Source organism: Erythrobacter sp. SN021, from assembly GCF_021864455.1.
In genome coordinates, this window is the sequence record NZ_JAKKUW010000002.1 from 405,133 (window position 1) to 419,530 (window position 14,398).

The 14,398-nt window shown below is 64.0% G+C and carries 13 protein-coding genes and 1 tRNA gene; 3 read left to right on the forward strand and 11 right to left on the reverse strand.

All coding sequences use genetic code 11. The features are described 5' to 3' along the window. The first annotated feature begins 166 nt into the window (after window positions 1-166). On the forward strand, window positions 167-1,339 hold the full coding sequence (locus tag L5849_RS06630) for a glycosyltransferase family 1 protein (RefSeq protein ID WP_115416211.1): 1,173 nt from the start codon (window positions 167-169) through the stop codon (window positions 1,337-1,339). A gap of 4 nt (window positions 1,340-1,343) precedes the next feature. Here the strand turns inward: L5849_RS06630 and L5849_RS06635 are convergent, their stop codons facing one another. Together L5849_RS06635 and L5849_RS06640 are read right to left on the reverse strand one after the other, a co-directional pair. Then, window positions 1,344-1,796: a hypothetical protein gene (locus tag L5849_RS06635; RefSeq protein ID WP_236924918.1), complete on the reverse strand. Its 453-nt coding sequence runs from the start codon at window positions 1,794-1,796 to the stop codon at window positions 1,344-1,346. 74 nt (window positions 1,797-1,870) lie between these two features. Beyond that, complete coding sequence (locus L5849_RS06640) at window positions 1,871-2,497, reverse strand: PadR family transcriptional regulator (RefSeq protein ID WP_236924919.1); 627 nt, start codon at window positions 2,495-2,497, stop codon at window positions 1,871-1,873. Between the two features lie 106 nt (window positions 2,498-2,603). Here L5849_RS06640 and L5849_RS06645 point away from each other — a divergent pair, with 106 nt between their 5' ends. Next, a complete protein-coding gene (locus L5849_RS06645; protein WP_236924920.1) occupies window positions 2,604-3,824 on the forward strand; it encodes a replication-associated recombination protein A in 1,221 nt (406 codons plus the stop codon). Continuing rightward, window positions 3,821-4,696 carry a hypothetical protein gene (locus L5849_RS06650; RefSeq protein ID WP_236924921.1) on the forward strand — a complete coding sequence of 292 codons (876 nt, stop codon included), beginning with the start codon at window positions 3,821-3,823 and terminating at the stop codon, window positions 4,694-4,696. Before L5849_RS06645 ends, L5849_RS06650 begins: the two co-directional genes overlap by 4 nt. Before the next feature lie 173 nt (window positions 4,697-4,869). On the opposite strand, the gene L5849_RS06655 is transcribed toward L5849_RS06650, so the two are convergent. The 9 genes from L5849_RS06655 to L5849_RS06695 all read right to left on the reverse strand — a co-directional run bounded on the left by L5849_RS06655 (window position 4,870) and on the right by L5849_RS06695 (window position 14,390). Continuing rightward, window positions 4,870-4,945, reverse strand: a tRNA-Ala gene (locus tag L5849_RS06655). An 86-nt stretch (window positions 4,946-5,031) separates the two neighbouring features. Further along, window positions 5,032-5,967, reverse strand: a complete 936-nt coding sequence (locus L5849_RS06660) for a hypothetical protein (protein ID WP_234041570.1) — start codon at window positions 5,965-5,967, stop codon at window positions 5,032-5,034. A 133-nt stretch (window positions 5,968-6,100) separates the two neighbouring features. Beyond that, entirely contained in the window at window positions 6,101-6,841 is a 741-nt protein-coding gene (locus L5849_RS06665; protein ID WP_236924922.1) for a Bax inhibitor-1/YccA family protein, read from the reverse strand. Between the two features lie 134 nt (window positions 6,842-6,975). Next, window positions 6,976-7,479, reverse strand: a complete 504-nt coding sequence (locus L5849_RS06670; protein ID WP_115416205.1) for a YbjN domain-containing protein — start codon at window positions 7,477-7,479, stop codon at window positions 6,976-6,978. 149 nt (window positions 7,480-7,628) lie between these two features. Beyond that, entirely contained in the window at window positions 7,629-9,215 is a 1,587-nt protein-coding gene (locus L5849_RS06675) for an SPOR domain-containing protein (protein WP_236924923.1), read from the reverse strand. A gap of 78 nt (window positions 9,216-9,293) precedes the next feature. Continuing rightward, window positions 9,294-11,093: a cell division protein FtsZ gene (gene ftsZ / locus L5849_RS06680; RefSeq protein WP_236924924.1), complete on the reverse strand. Its 1,800-nt coding sequence runs from the start codon at window positions 11,091-11,093 to the stop codon at window positions 9,294-9,296. Window positions 11,094-11,228: 135 nt separating this feature from the next. Continuing rightward, on the reverse strand, window positions 11,229-12,515 hold the full coding sequence (gene ftsA, locus L5849_RS06685; RefSeq protein ID WP_115416201.1) for a cell division protein FtsA: 1,287 nt from the start codon (window positions 12,513-12,515) through the stop codon (window positions 11,229-11,231). After that, on the reverse strand, window positions 12,515-13,423 hold the full coding sequence (locus L5849_RS06690) for a cell division protein FtsQ/DivIB (RefSeq protein ID WP_236924925.1): 909 nt from the start codon (window positions 13,421-13,423) through the stop codon (window positions 12,515-12,517). The genes ftsA and L5849_RS06690 overlap by 1 nt, the downstream gene beginning before the upstream one ends. Next, window positions 13,416-14,390: a D-alanine--D-alanine ligase gene (locus L5849_RS06695; protein WP_236924926.1), complete on the reverse strand. Its 975-nt coding sequence runs from the start codon at window positions 14,388-14,390 to the stop codon at window positions 13,416-13,418. The genes L5849_RS06690 and L5849_RS06695 overlap by 8 nt, the downstream gene beginning before the upstream one ends. Window positions 14,391-14,398: the final 8 nt, after the last annotated feature.

Genomic DNA, 14,398 nt, shown 5'->3' on the forward strand with positions numbered 1-14,398 from the left:
TCTCCTTACAGAGAGCTCGCGCGGCGTTGGGACCGCGTGGCCCGCCGACCGCACTAATGTTGCGCCGCAACAAGTCAATGCGAAATAGTCATGCAGCGACGAAACGCGGCACGCACGCGACCGGCTCCCCCTCGCCAAACGCCCGCCAGTTCCGTAAAGGGCCGCGATGAACGTTACCGACCTTCGTATCGCGCTGTTCAGCGGAAACTACAATTATACACGGGACGGCGCGAATCAGGCTTTGAACCGGCTGGCCGACTATTTGCTCAGGCAGGGTGCCGCGCTGCGCGTGTATTCGCCGGTGGTCGCCGAACCCGATTTTCCCGCAACCGGCGATCTCGTCGATGTTCCCAACGTCCGCATGCCGGTCAAGGGACGGGGCGAATATCGCCTGCCGCTGTGGATCGACGATCGGGTACGCGACGATCTGGCGAAGTACGCGCCGAACATGCTGCATCTCGCATCGCCGGACCCGGTGGCGCACGGGGCGCTGAAATGGGCGCGCCAGCACGATATTCCCGTTCTCGCCTCTGTTCATACGCGCTTCGAGACCTATCCGCGCTATTACGGCCTCGGTTTTCTCGAACCCGCAGTCGAGGCGATCCTGCGTCGTTTCTATGGCCGCTGCGATGCGCTGGTCGCACCGTCGCAAAGCCAGATCGCCGAATTGAAGGCGCAGCGGATGCATGATGATATCAGCATCTGGTCGCGCGGCGTCGATCGAACCGTGTTCGACCCGTCGAAGCGCGATCTCGAATGGCGGCGCGCGCAGGGCCTGGCCGATGACGATGTCGCGATCGTTTTTCTCGGGCGACTGGTCATGGAAAAGGGCCTCGACGTCTTTGCCGAGACCATCGTTCAACTGCGCAAACGTCAGGTGCCGCACAAGGTTCTGGTGATCGGCGACGGCCCGGCGCGCGGATGGTTCGAAAAGGCACTGCCCGGCGGTATCTTCGCCGGGTTCAAAACCGGCAAGGATCTCGGCATGGCGCTCGCCAGCGGCGACATCTTCTTCAACCCGTCGATCACCGAAACCTTCGGCAACGTCACGCTCGAGGCGATGGCCTGCGGACTGCCCGTAGTGGCCGCGGGCGCGACGGGTGCGGCGAGCCTGGTTGCCGATGGCGAAACCGGGCGACTGGTTCCACCGGGCAAGCCCGATGTCTTCGCACCCGCCTGCGCCGAGGCGCTTGCCCCCTATTGCACCGACGATGCGTTGCGGCTGCAGCACGGCGCGAATGGCGAGAAGGCCGCCCGCGCCTATTCGTGGGATGCGATCAACCAGGCGGTGGTCGAAACCTACCTGCGACTGCACGAAGAGCGCGCCGCCGCCGGATAAGCGATCAGCGCAAGACGCCCGCTGCGGCCATCCTGCGCGCGTACCACACTAGAAAGATGGTGATTGCGAAGATCACGAAGGTGAAGATGATCGGCGTCGTCGGGTCGGTCATCCCCGGCATCGGATTGGTCCATTGATGGATCATGCCGAACACCAGCCCCACCAGCGACAAGAGGAAAGCATGTACGGCGAAACGGTTGCGTAGGAGCAGGAGAAGCGAACCGGCGACAGCACCCCATACGCCCAGGCCCCAGGCAATATTCGCCCACAGGGGCATGGCGTCCATATAGGCGATGGCGGCGTCGACCGTCACGCCCGTCGGCTCCATCATGCCTTCGAGATATTCGCGGTTCTCGGCCTTCGACATCAGATAGTCGTAGGCGCCGAACCCGTTCCACAGCAGCGTGACGAATCCTACTGCCCATAAGTGCCACGGCGTCTTTGCGACAGTATTCATGTTGGATACCTCCCCATCGGCCAACCGGCAGGTAGAAATAGCACTTCTGCCCGCCGATGGCCAATAGGACCCGCTCAGAGCCGCTCGATCTTCTTCGCCAGTTCGTCGACCAGATCGACGATTTCGCGCATCGTCTCCTCGTCGAGTTTGCCCGAGCGCGCGCGGTTCTTGAGTACGCCCGCAAGATTGCCGAGCGCGCGGAACATCTCCGGTGTGGCAAAGGCGCGGCGATGTTCGCCATGGCCCGACAGCCGCTCGAACAGCGCGTCGACCTCGTCCGCGCGTTCTTCGAGTTCGGTGCGTCCCGCATCGGTCGCTTCATAGGCCTTGCGCGTTTCATCGCCCGCAGCCTGCGCGATCGCGCCCTCATCCTCCAGAAGCGAAAGCGTGGGATAGATCGTGCCCGGACTGGGGGCATAGGCGCCTTCGGTCAGCTCCTCGATCGCCTTGATAAGTTCGTAGCCATGACGCGGTTCGTCGGCGACGAGCTTGAGCAGCACCAAACGCAATTCGCCCGACCCGAACATCCGGCGGCGTCTGCGTCCGCCGCCACGCGGCCCAAAGTCGAAGGTCCAGCCGGGGCCGCCGAATCTCGCGGATGCGCCGAGACCTTCCTTGCATTCCGCCTCCGCCATCATGGCTGCCACAAAAGGCCAGCCACCCATCCTGCGCATTTTGCGCCACTTGTGTGCCTTGTGCATGTCACGAGTCCTTGCATTATCTTAGATAGCTCTAAGATATATCTTACTGCTCGAGACGCAATAGTCCGCTGCAATTCCTCTGCGAAGGCCCTATGTGAGCCGACCAATGGCCGACCTGTTTCCCGATGACCTGCCCCAGACGCCAACCGGTGACGCCCCGCGCGAGGATGGCCCGCTGGCCGACCGGCTGCGCCCCGCAAATCTCGGTGAAGTAATCGGGCAGGACCATTTGACCGGGCCGGAAGGCGCGATCGGGCGAATGGTGGCGGCAGGCCGGCTCTCCAGCATGATCCTGTGGGGGCCGCCGGGCACTGGGAAGACCACAATCGCGCGCCTGCTGGCCGACAGCGTGGGCATGCGCTTCGAAAGCGTCAGCGCGGTATTCAGCGGCGTCGCCGACCTCAAGAAGGCCTTCGCCGCCGCCGACAAGGCGGCCGAGGCGGGCCAGCGTACGCTGTTGTTCGTGGACGAGATCCACCGCTTCAATCGGGCGCAGCAGGACGGCTTCCTGCCTTTCGTGGAGCGTGGAACGGTGACGCTGGTCGGCGCGACGACGGAGAACCCCAGCTTCGCATTGAACGCCGCGCTGCTCAGCCGCGCGCAGGTGCTGATCCTCCAGCGGCTCGACCATGACGCGCTCGGCCAGCTACTAGATCGGGCAGAGAAGCTCTACAATGCACAGATCGAGGAGCCGCTCGACCCGGCGGGCCTGGGCAAATTCCTGCAACGGCGTGTGGCGGTTTACGACAAGGACCGTGAGGGCCATTACAATCTCATCTCCGCGCTCCACAAAGCGGTGCGCGGCAGCGACGTTCAGGCCAGCCTCTACTACCTCGCCCGAATGCTCACTGCCGGCGAGGAGCCACGCTTCCTGGCCCGCCGCCTCGTACGCATGGCGGTGGAAGATATCGGCATGGCCGACCCACAGGCGCTGGTCCAATGCATGGCAGCCAAGGACGCCTATGAATTCCTCGGCAGCCCAGAAGGCGAACTCGCGCTGGTGCAGGCCTGTACCTATCTCGCCACTGCACCCAAATCGAATGCGGTTTACAAAGCGCAGAAGGCCTCCTTCAAATCCGCGCGCGAAACCGGCAGCCTGATGCCGCCGCAGAACATCCTCAACGCGCCGACCAAGCTGATGAAGGATATCGGATACGGTTCGGGCTACAGCTACGACCACGATGCCGAAAGCGGCTTTTCGGGCGACAATTACTGGCCCGAGGAGATGGAGCCACAGCGCTATTACGAGCCCGTCGAACGCGGGTTCGAACGCGAGGTGAAAAAGCGGCTCGACTATTGGGACAAGCTGCGGCGCGAGCGCGAGTGAGGTTCAGCCAATTCCTCGCCATCGACTGGTCGGGCGCGAAGGGGCCGGTGCAGAAGGGCATCGCCCTGGCGGTGGCCGATGCCGGTGGCGGGCCGCCAGTGCTGGTCGATCCGGGCCGCGGATGGTCGCGCGAGGATGTGCTGGCGCTGCTGCGCGAGGACCTGCCCAACGATACGCTGGTCGGGCTCGATCTCGGCATTGCGCTGCCCTTCGCAGATTGCGGCGCTTATTTTCCCCGCTGCGGCGGGCTTCTGCCCGATGCACCCGCGCTGTGGGCGCTGATCGACGATATCTGCGCGAGCGACCCCAATCTTGGCGCGCAAGCCTTCGTCGATCATCCCGATTTCGCCCCTTACTTCCGCAATGGCGGCATCACCGGGTCCCACTTCGGCTGTGACGGTGCGGACCATGGGCGCGGCCGCTTCCGCGTGACCGAGACCGCGCAAGCGGCAATGGGTTGCAAGCCCTACTCCAACTTTAACCTCGTCGGCGCGGCGCAGGTCGGAAAATCCAGCCTCACGGGCATGCGCATGCTTCATCGGCTACGCAGCCGTCTGCCCGTCTGGCCGGTCGACCGATTGCCCGGAAAGGGTTCTGCCGTGGTCGAAATCTACACCAGCCTCGCGGCGCTGGAAGCGGGGCGCAGCGCATCGAGGGCAAAGATGCGCACGCATGAGGCGCTGAACGGAGCGCTGAGCGCCCTCGGCTGCCCATCTGTTCGTGGTAACGGGCCGATCGACGATCATTCTTCCGATGCCCTGCTGACAGCCGCCTGGCTGCGCAAGACTGCTCCCGATCCGCGCCGGTGGCAGCCCGCTGGGCTGACGTCCGCTATTGCCCGCACCGAAGGCTGGACCTTCGGAGCCCTCTAGAGGGTGACGATCGCGACGCCGACCTCGACCTGCCCGGCGGCGGATGCGCTGCGGCGCATTCAGCACGGAAGCGCTGGTCGAGCGCGCAAACCTCAAATGTCGGCGGTCGAGGCCGGGAACCGTCCGATCCGGGCGACTGACGCGAAAGGCATGACGGGAAAAAGAACTTTTCCTGGTGGAGCCGAGCGGGATCGAACCGCTGACCTCGTCATTGCGAACGACGCGCTCTCCCAACTGAGCTACGGCCCCGTTCCAGGTTTTCCGCATCGCAGGCTTCCGCAATGCGCGGCGCGCCGTCTAGCGAAAGGCGGCGCGCCTGAAAAGCCTCAATCGGGTTACGCCTGCGGTGTATCGTCGGCTCCCGCATCGTTGGGGATCGGTTGCACGACGGGGATCGAGGCACGGGTCTCGTCGACCGGAACGACCGGGATCGACGCCCCGCTTTCGGGATCGCGGACGGTGCTTTCCTGCAACGGCTGGGCGGTCAGCAGTGTCGGATCCTGACCGGGCTGCGGCAACCGGTCCCGGCGGGCGTTGCGCACGGCGACATAACCCGGCTGCGAAGCGCCGTAACGCTCACCATAACGGGCATCCCAGGCGGCGGATTCCCGCTCATACTCCTCATATGCCTTGAAAAACCGTTCGAACGGGCCTTCGAAAGCCGTGAAATTGGCAAGCGCGAACGCTTCCGGATCGACCTGTTCGGAAGCCAGATATTGCTGGGAAATACCCAAGGCCGTGCGGCAGAAATCGGATCGCGCCGGAGGCAGCGCGAAATAGTTGTAAACCATCGTCATCTGGCTTTCGCGCGCCTGAATGGCCGCCCGCCGGGCACGATATTCACGGCGATAGTCGGCGTCGATGCGATCGTTGACGCGCTTCAGCGGCCGCGCGTAATCCTTGATGTAGCTGCTATAGGCATCGAGGATCGGCTGATACCGCGCGTCGAGGCAGTTGAGCGCCGCGACATTCCAGGCGGACCGAAAATGCCAGATCTTCTCGTCGTCGGAAATCCCGAGGTTGACGGTTTCGCGCATCCCCATGGAATTCACGCGTGGAATGGCCATGGCGTAGGACGCCTGGCCCGGCGGCAACGGACGAACCGGAACGGCTTGCACGGGCGGGGGAGGAGGCGGTGGCGGCGGCGGTGGCGGCGGCGTGGCACACGCCCCAAGCGCTGCCAGACCAGCGGCGACTGCCGCTATGCGAATGGTATGGTTTGAAACACGGCTCATGGCCCGCTGACCCTCCTCGATAAAGCTGGCGTTCATCCTGCGCCGTTCTCCCTTGACGGGGGATGAAGCCGACTGTCTAGCCTGACCTTCGCACAAAGAAAATGCCCGGGACGCTGGTGGCGCCCCGGGCACGGTCAAACGATTCCTGTTTGCGACGAGTGGTTTAGCCCTATTCGCGGTTCCCCATGAACTGCAGCAGGAACATGAACATGTTGATGAAATCGAGATACAGGCTCAACGCGCCCATGATGATCGCCTTCCCGGCGAATTCGGTGCCGCGCAGATACTGATATTCGCGCTTCAGACGCTGCGTATCGTAAGCGGTGAGGCCCGCGAAGATCAGCACCCCGATGAAGCTGATTGCCAACTGCATCGTGCTCGACTGGAGGAAGATATTGATCACCATGGCGATCAAAAGGCCGATGACGCCCATCACGAGGAAGGTGCCGAAGCCCTGGAGATTTTTCTTGGTCGTGTAGCCGAACAGGCTGAGGCCGGCGAAAGCGCCCGCCGTGGCGAAGAAGGTGGCGGCAATCGATTCCCCGGTGAAACGCAGGAAAATCGTCGACATCGACAGGCCCATCACGATCGCGAAAGACCAGAAAAGCACCTGAAGGGTGCCTCTGCTCATCTTGTTGAGGCCGAAGCTCATCGCCAGGACGAAGCCGAGCGGAGCCAAGGCGACAATCCACATCAGCGGACCGCTGGCGAAGGCAAGCGCGAGGCCGCTCCGCGCGGCCAGCAAAGCGACGATGCCGGTCAGCAATACGCCGGAAGTCATGTAATTATAGATCGACAGCATGTGCTTGCGCAGCCCAGCGTCGAAAGTCTCTTGCCTGGCAACGGCGTCGCCAGCGCGCGGCACGGTGCCGAAGCCCTGCCTCTGGTCGGTGTCGTTCCAATTGGCCATCTTGATGCAACTCCTCTTGGCAGCGCGGAAATACGCTCTGCTCCTGAATGAGAATATCGGTGTTTTGCCCCCCGATTTCAAGAGAAACCGGATCGGCTAACCCCAATGGCAATCAACCGCTTGCAAAACGTCGGTCAGGCCTCGCCCGCGGCGTCGACCATGGCCGCTTCCAGCGCTTCGGCAGGCGTGCGTCCTCCCCATAAAACGAACTGGAACGCGGGATAGAACCGGTCGCATTCGTCGACGGCGATCTCCACCAGCGCCTGCGCCTGGCCCAGGCTTAGCAACCCATCGTCGCCCAGCATGGTGGCGTTGCGGTAAAGCAGCACGCCGCCATTCGACCAGATGTCGAAGTGGCCGAGCCACATCTGCTCGTTCACCAGGCTGACCAGTTCATGCGCGGGCGCCAGCTTGTCCTTCGAGATGCGGATGTCGGGCAAACAAAGGATCTGCAGCACCATATCGTCCGAACGCCAGATGCCGCGCACCTGGTATTTGATCCAGCTCCCCTGGATTTCCCCGCTCATTTCGGTCGCAGTCGAATCGCAGGGCCAACCGCGCGCTTCGAACAATGCGACCAGCATGTCGAGCGGCGCTGCGTCCTCCTCGACTTCATAGCGGTCTTCTGATGGTCTCATCGAAGCTGTCCCCTGCGCGTCATATGGTGCGGGATGCAGAAACGCACCGTCGCTTGGCAATGGACGAGGCGGTCGGCGCTGGGGAGAACCGCTAAGGCTTGTGCAAAGCTTGTGAACAAAACTGAGCCGCGCATTAACCCTCGCGGCGGTCAGAGCGTGTCGATCGCCTCGCCCTCGGCACTGGTGAAGGGGAAGGAATCGATATCCAGCTTCCTGAGTTCATTGACCATTTCACGCGCCTTCTCGGCACTGTCATAAGGTCCGGACAGAAGCCGGTTGGCCTCGCCCCACGGGGTCACGAACGGCCCCTTGTCGTCCAGCTTGCCGGCTGCCTTCCGGGAAATCCGGCGCCAATCGAATTTCAGGGCATTCCTGTCCTTTCCGGTCGCCACTTGCACCCAGTGACGCGAGGGATGGACGGGAGGCGGCGGGGGCTTCGGCCGAGCTCGCTCACGCGGAATGTCGATCCTCGTGATGTCCACCGCGCCATTCGACCCAGGCGAGGTCGAGCCCGGTTCGAGAGTAAACCCGCTGAAGGCATCGGCGACAGAACGAGGGCCGGGTTCGAAAGCAGGTTCGGGCTCTGGCGTCGGCTCTGGCACGGATTGTGGCCGCTGCGGTGGGCCGGGCAAGGGCATCGATGCCGAAGACGCTTCAGTCGCCGACCGGGTTGCACCTGCCGGACCGGCCTGCGCGACGACCACCGGTTCTTCGCGAAGGCCGGAAGCGGGCGGGGTTTCCCGATCCGGAACGGGCTGCGCCGCGGCATTTCGCGTGGGAGCGGCAGCGACCGGCTGCGATACCGGCTCCGGCGGCGTTGCGGGCAAGGATGAGCGCTCTTCACCCGCCGGGCCGCCTGCATTGTCCGAAACCCGCCGGTCCCCACGGTCGCCCGGTTCGGACATCGTCTGAGTCGGAGCGGGATTCGGAACGGCCGCCGGCGCCGGCGCGCGGGCAATCCGCGGCGGCGCCGGGGAATATTCGGCGATACCCGCATCGTCGGTGCCGATACTGGCGATACGCGGAAAGACACCCAGATTGCCTGCGGCGGCCTGCTGCGCCTTGGTCAGCCGGGGCATGTAGTCCAAATAGGCAGCCATGCGCGTGCCGAGCCCGGTGGGCAGCATCGTATTCGCGATATCCTTCGCCTCGCGCGCATCGCCAAGAATCGCCAGGCCGAAAGCTCGCGTCCGGAATGCCGCGACATCGCCGCGCTCGAGCAAAGGCAGCAGAGCCGCCTCGAACCCTTCACGATCGCCCGAGATCGCCTGGCTGAGCGCCAGCCGCCGCGTCACCTCGTCGCCGGATCCATTGGCCAGGGCCAGCCTGTACAGCGTTTGCGCGCTCGCCGTATCGCCCACGAGATCGAAGGCTAGCCCGCGTTCTTCCGCCATGCGCGCATCGGCGACCCCGGCCGCTTCCGCTTCCGCGAAAAGCCGCAGGGCTTCCACCGGCCTGCGGGACCGCGTGTAGGCACGCGCCAGGCCGACTTTCGTCCGCGAATTGCCGGGAGAAAGCTCGTTGGCGCGCCCGAAAAAGCCGATCGCCGCATCGATATCGTTCAGTTCGAGCGCCGCCTCGCCCGCATCGAGCAGAGCGCCGACATCGGTCGCATTGCGCGCGAGCCGCGAAAGCGCGTCGCTTAACTGGCGCTCGCCCGGTGCAGGCAGCGGCTGGACGATCTCGCGCTGCGCGGAAACATGCCCGGGCAGAGCCACGAGAGCGAGCAACGCCACCGCCGACCCAATTCGTCGCCCCGAGATCACGGTGCCATTCTCGCAAGGCGGCCGTAAACCCGCACCGACACGCCCCGGTTACTGGTTGTTCTGGCGCCCGAGAAAGCGCGGAATATTAAGTCCGCCGCCGCTTCCACCATTGTCATCGTCGTCATCATCGTCCTCGGCATCGGCGCTGCCGGCCCCGCGAGAGAGATTGGCCATGCGTTCAAACAAGGTATTGCCCGGCAACGCACCGCTGCCGCCACCGCTCTGACCAGCCGACGAACCACCGGCGCCGGTCGAACCGTCACCCGCCGGACCATCTCCTGGAAGCACGGGCTGCTTGCGACCAGGTTTGGTTGCAAGCGGGCTTTCCGTAGCAAGGTGCTCGTCGCCAAGCTCGAACTCATCCTGAGGGCTGTCGCCCCCGGGTTCGTTTCCGCCCGAGCGGCCAGGCGCGGAACGATCCTCGTTCCATCCCTCTGTGGTCGGGGCTCCACCGAATTCCCTGTCGTCGGCAGGTTCCGGAACACCCTCCTCGTCGGTGGCGTCGAAACGCTCGGTATGCTCGTTGCGCAGGCCAGCAAGCGGATCGACGATTTCGTCGACGTCGTCATAATGGTCCTCGCCCTCACCAGCCGAGGAACTCGAGGTCGCCGGGGTCAGGCCGAAGCGCTGCGCGCCGCCCGCAGTGTCCATTTCCTCCGTGAGATCGAGAGCATCCGCCTCCGTCGCGACCCGTTCGGGTTCGGACGGGACTTCAGCCGCATGGCCGGGCTGCTGCGATTCGGGATCGGCGGAAAGCCCCTCGTTCAGCTCGAACGGCTCTTCTTCGGCGAGATCGTCGCTCGGCACATCGAGCACCGGGCGCTTGGGAGCCCTGCTTTCGCGCATGGAAAAGGCGCGCGAGGGCGCAGCCGCGACCGAACCGTCCGGTTCGATCCCCGTGGCGACGACCGAGACGCGAATCTTGCCCTCGAGATCGGGGTTGAACGCGCTGCCCCAGATGATGTTCGCATCCTCGTCGACAAGTTCGCGAATGTGGTTCGCCGCCTCGTCGACCTCGAGCAGTTTCATATCCTCGCCGCCGATGATCGAGATGATTACGCCCTTGGCACCGGCCATGGACACACCGTCGAGCAGGGGGTTGGCGATCGCATGTTCGGCAGCTTCGAGCGCACGATTGTCGCCCTCGCCCTCACCCGTACCCATCATCGCCTTGCCCATTTCGCTCATCACCGAGCGCACGTCGGCGAAATCGAGATTGATCAGGCCCGGCATGACCATCAGGTCGGTGATCGACCGAACGCCCTGCTGCAACACCTCGTCGGCGAGCATGAAGGCTTCCTTGAAGGTCGTTTCCGCCTTGGCCACCAGAAACAGGTTCTGGTTGGGAATGACGATCAGCGTATCGACGTGCTTTTGCAGCTCGTCGATACCGGCTTCCGCCGCGCGCATGCGGCGCGTGCCTTCGAACAGGAACGGCTTGGTCACCACGCCGACGGTCAGCACGCCTTTCTTGCGCGCCGCCTCGGCAATGACCGGCGCGGCGCCGGTCCCGGTGCCGCCGCCCATGCCGGCCGCGATGAACACCATGTTCACGCCGTCGAGCGCATCTTCGATCTCATCGACCGTTTCCTCGGCGGCGGCCTTGCCCACTTCCGGGCGAGCACCCGCGCCGAGACCACCGGTGATATCCGGCCCGAGCTGGATGCGCTTTTCGGATGCGGAGGTGCTCAATGCCTGGGCATCGGTATTGGCAACGATGAAATCGACGCCTTCGATTTCAGCCTGCATCATATTGGCGATGGCATTGCCGCCCGCACCGCCGACGCCAACAACCATGATCTTGGGACGAAGATCGTCGTCAGATGCCGGTCCGATATTGATACTCATCGAGAGTCCCCTGGGTATTCAAAAGTCGCGTTGCCGACTTTATGTCACAACTCTGGCACAAAGCGAATCGCAGGCCGCAGCCTTATGTGCCTTATCCACAAGGGCTAAAGGCGGGATTGCGCCGCGTATCAACCCTCAGAAATACTCGCGCACCGCTTGAAAGACACGGTTGACCAGACCCATGCCTCGATAGCGTTTGGTCGGCTGGAACCGCGGCCCCACCGATCGGATGTCGACAGGGTCGTCTGCCGCATAAAGACACAAGCCCGCCAGCGTCGCGAAACCGGGTGTCGCATGCGCTTCGGGCAACCCCTGCAACGAAGGGGGCTTGCCGATCCGCACCGGCTGTCCCAGCGCGCCCTGCATAAACTCCGCGATGCCGTGCAGTTCGGCGCCGCCGCCGGTGAGCACGACCTGGCCACCCTGCGCGCCCGCAAAGCCCATCGTCTTGAGCGCCTTGCCGATTTCGGCGGTGGCGATGCCGAGCCTGTCGGTAACAATTGAAACGAGTTCGGCCCGGGCTATGCGGTTGTGTTCGTCCGCGCCGCGTGCGAGCGGTCCGCCCGCTTCCTCGCCAGGCCCGTTGACCGGGATCATCTCGCGGTGGTCCGTCGGTGTGGCGATCGCAGACCCGGCTACACATTTGAGCCGTTCAGCCTGGCTGCGCCGGATACCCAGCGACGAAGCAATCGCATCGGTGATGTCGTTCGATCCGATCGGAATCGATTTCAGACCCAGCAGCATACCCGCGGCATGGACCGACACATTGGTCACCTGGGCACCGATTTCGACCAGCGCGACGCCCAGTTCGCGTTCCTCCCGGGTAAGACAGGCGTGCGCCGCCGCCAGGGGGCTTGCGACCACACCTTCCACGTCGAGATGCGCCGTCTGGACGGCCTCGATCAGGTTCCGTACCGGCGCGCCTTCGGCCAGTGTCACGTGCACATCGACGCCCAGCGCTTCCGCATGAAGCCCTTTGGGGTTGGCGACGCCATGCGCACCATCGAGCGTGTAATGCGCAGGCTGCGCGTGCAACACCATGCGCCCGTCGGGATGTAGATGGTCGCGCGCGGCATAGAGGAGATGTTCGATATCGTCCTCTTCGATGCGGCGCCCGCCAATGGCTATCTCCACGCTCGAAATCTTGCTCGACAGGCCCGCGCCCGCGCAGCCTATCCATACGCTCTGGATCGACGTGTTGGCATTTCCTTCGGCTTTTTCGACCGCGGTGCGGATCGCATGGCTGGCGGCGCGCATATCGGTGACGTAGCCGCGCTTGATACCGTCGCTGGCGCGGTGGCTGGAACCGAGCACGATCATCTCCCCCCCTTCCGCCTCCCCCATAATCATGGCGGACACGCGGAACGATCCGATGTTCACGGCACCGAATACGCGGGTGATGCGGGGCTGCGCCGTCGCCATTACTGCCCCCGTCCGTTGAGCGACATCTGCTTCGGGCAGGGTCCGTCTTCGCAGCGCAGATAGGCACGGTCGGGAACACGCATGTCGATCGCCACGGGCTTGCCGCCGATCAGCCGGTGCATGCCGTCGAGCTGGGCGAATTTCACCAGCGCGGGCGGGCCGAGCTCGCCTTCGGGAAGTGCGAGCAGTTGGCCGGTCTTGAAGGTCAGATTCCAACGCCGGTTGCCGACCCATTCGGCCGACGCGATCTGGGGCTTGAGCGCCGGCGCGGCATCGAGCAGCTTGCCCAGTTGCTCGACCTGACGCGCTGCTCCCGGACCCTCGATCAGGAGCTTGTCCTCTGCATTCTTCGCGCTGATCGGCTCCAGTTCGTTACCCTTCGGGTCGATAAGAACCAGGCGATCGGGCTTGCGGAGAACCGCATGCGGAATGCGTTCGACGATATCGACCTTGAGCGTATCGGGAAGCTGGCGCGACACGCGTGCATCCGACACCCATGGCAATTCCAGCAGGCGTTCGCGGACCTCTTCGAGCTCCACGAGCGGCATCGGGCGATCCCGTTCGGCCAATACGCGTTCATATACCAGCCGTTCGTTCATCTGCTCCACACCGGACACGCTGACCCGGCTGACCTCGAAACCGGAGCGCGAGGCCGACTTGGCCAGTTCCGCCCTGACCAGATCCGGAACGCCAGCATAGCTCGCAATGGTCCATGCAATACCGATGCCTGTCGCGACGATCGCGAACAGGAAAAACTTGTGCCACTGCTCTTCGGTGAAGGGCAATGCCCCCATCATCCGATCGAGCAGACCGCTGGTGTGGCGCTTCGCGGCGCGGGCCTTCTGGCTGCGGCTGCGCGCTGCTGCCGAACGGCGCACACCGGCGGGCTTGCGTTTGACCCTAGCCATCGCCGTCACCCGATTTCGCAGCATGATGACGCAGCGCCGCAGCCACCACCAGCTCGCACAGCTCGCCATATTCGATGCTGGCATGTCTGCCCTGTTCCGGCACCAGGCTGAGCGGTGTCATGCCCGGCTGCGTGTTGGTCTCGAGGATAAACAAGCCCTCTTCGCCCTGTTCCTCGTCCCAGCGAAAGTCGGTCCGGCTCGTGCCACGGCACCCGAGCAGCCTATGGGCCTTGAGCGCGTAGTCCAGACACAGCTTCTCGATATTCGCGGGGATTTCGGCGGGGCAGACATGATCGGTCATGCCATCGGTATATTTCGCGTCGAAATCGTAAAAACCGCTTTTGGGTTTCAATTCGGTCACCGCGAGCGCGCGTGGACCGTCCTCGAAATCCACCACCGCGGTGGTCATTTCGCGGCCCTTGATGAAGGGTTCGGCCAGCAATTCCGCGAAGTCCTGCCACGGACCCTTGGCATCGCGCGCGATGGGATTGCCGTAATTGCCTTCGTCGGTGACGATGGCCACCCCGACCGAACTGCCCTCGTTGACGGGCTTGAGCACATAGGGGCGCGGCATCGGATCGCGCTCGAACAGGTCCGCGCTTTTGACGATACGCCCGCCAGGCATCGGGATTCCATGCGGCACCAACGCCTGCTTGGTCAGTTGCTTGTCGATGGCGATGACCGAGGTCGCCAGGCCGGAATGGGTATAGGCAATGCCCATCAGGTCGAGCATGCCCTGCACGCTGCCATCCTCGCCCGGCACGCCATGCAGCGCATTGAACACCACGTCGGGCGCAGCCTCCGCGATGCGCGCGGCTACCTGACGGTCCATGTCGATCCGCGACACCGTGTGGCCGCGCTCTTCCAGCGCTTTGGCAACGCCCTCGCCCGACATGAGGCTTACCGGTCGCTCGTTCGCCCAGCCGCCCATGAGTACGGCGATATGGAGTTTGGGGAGATCGGTCATTCCTGGTC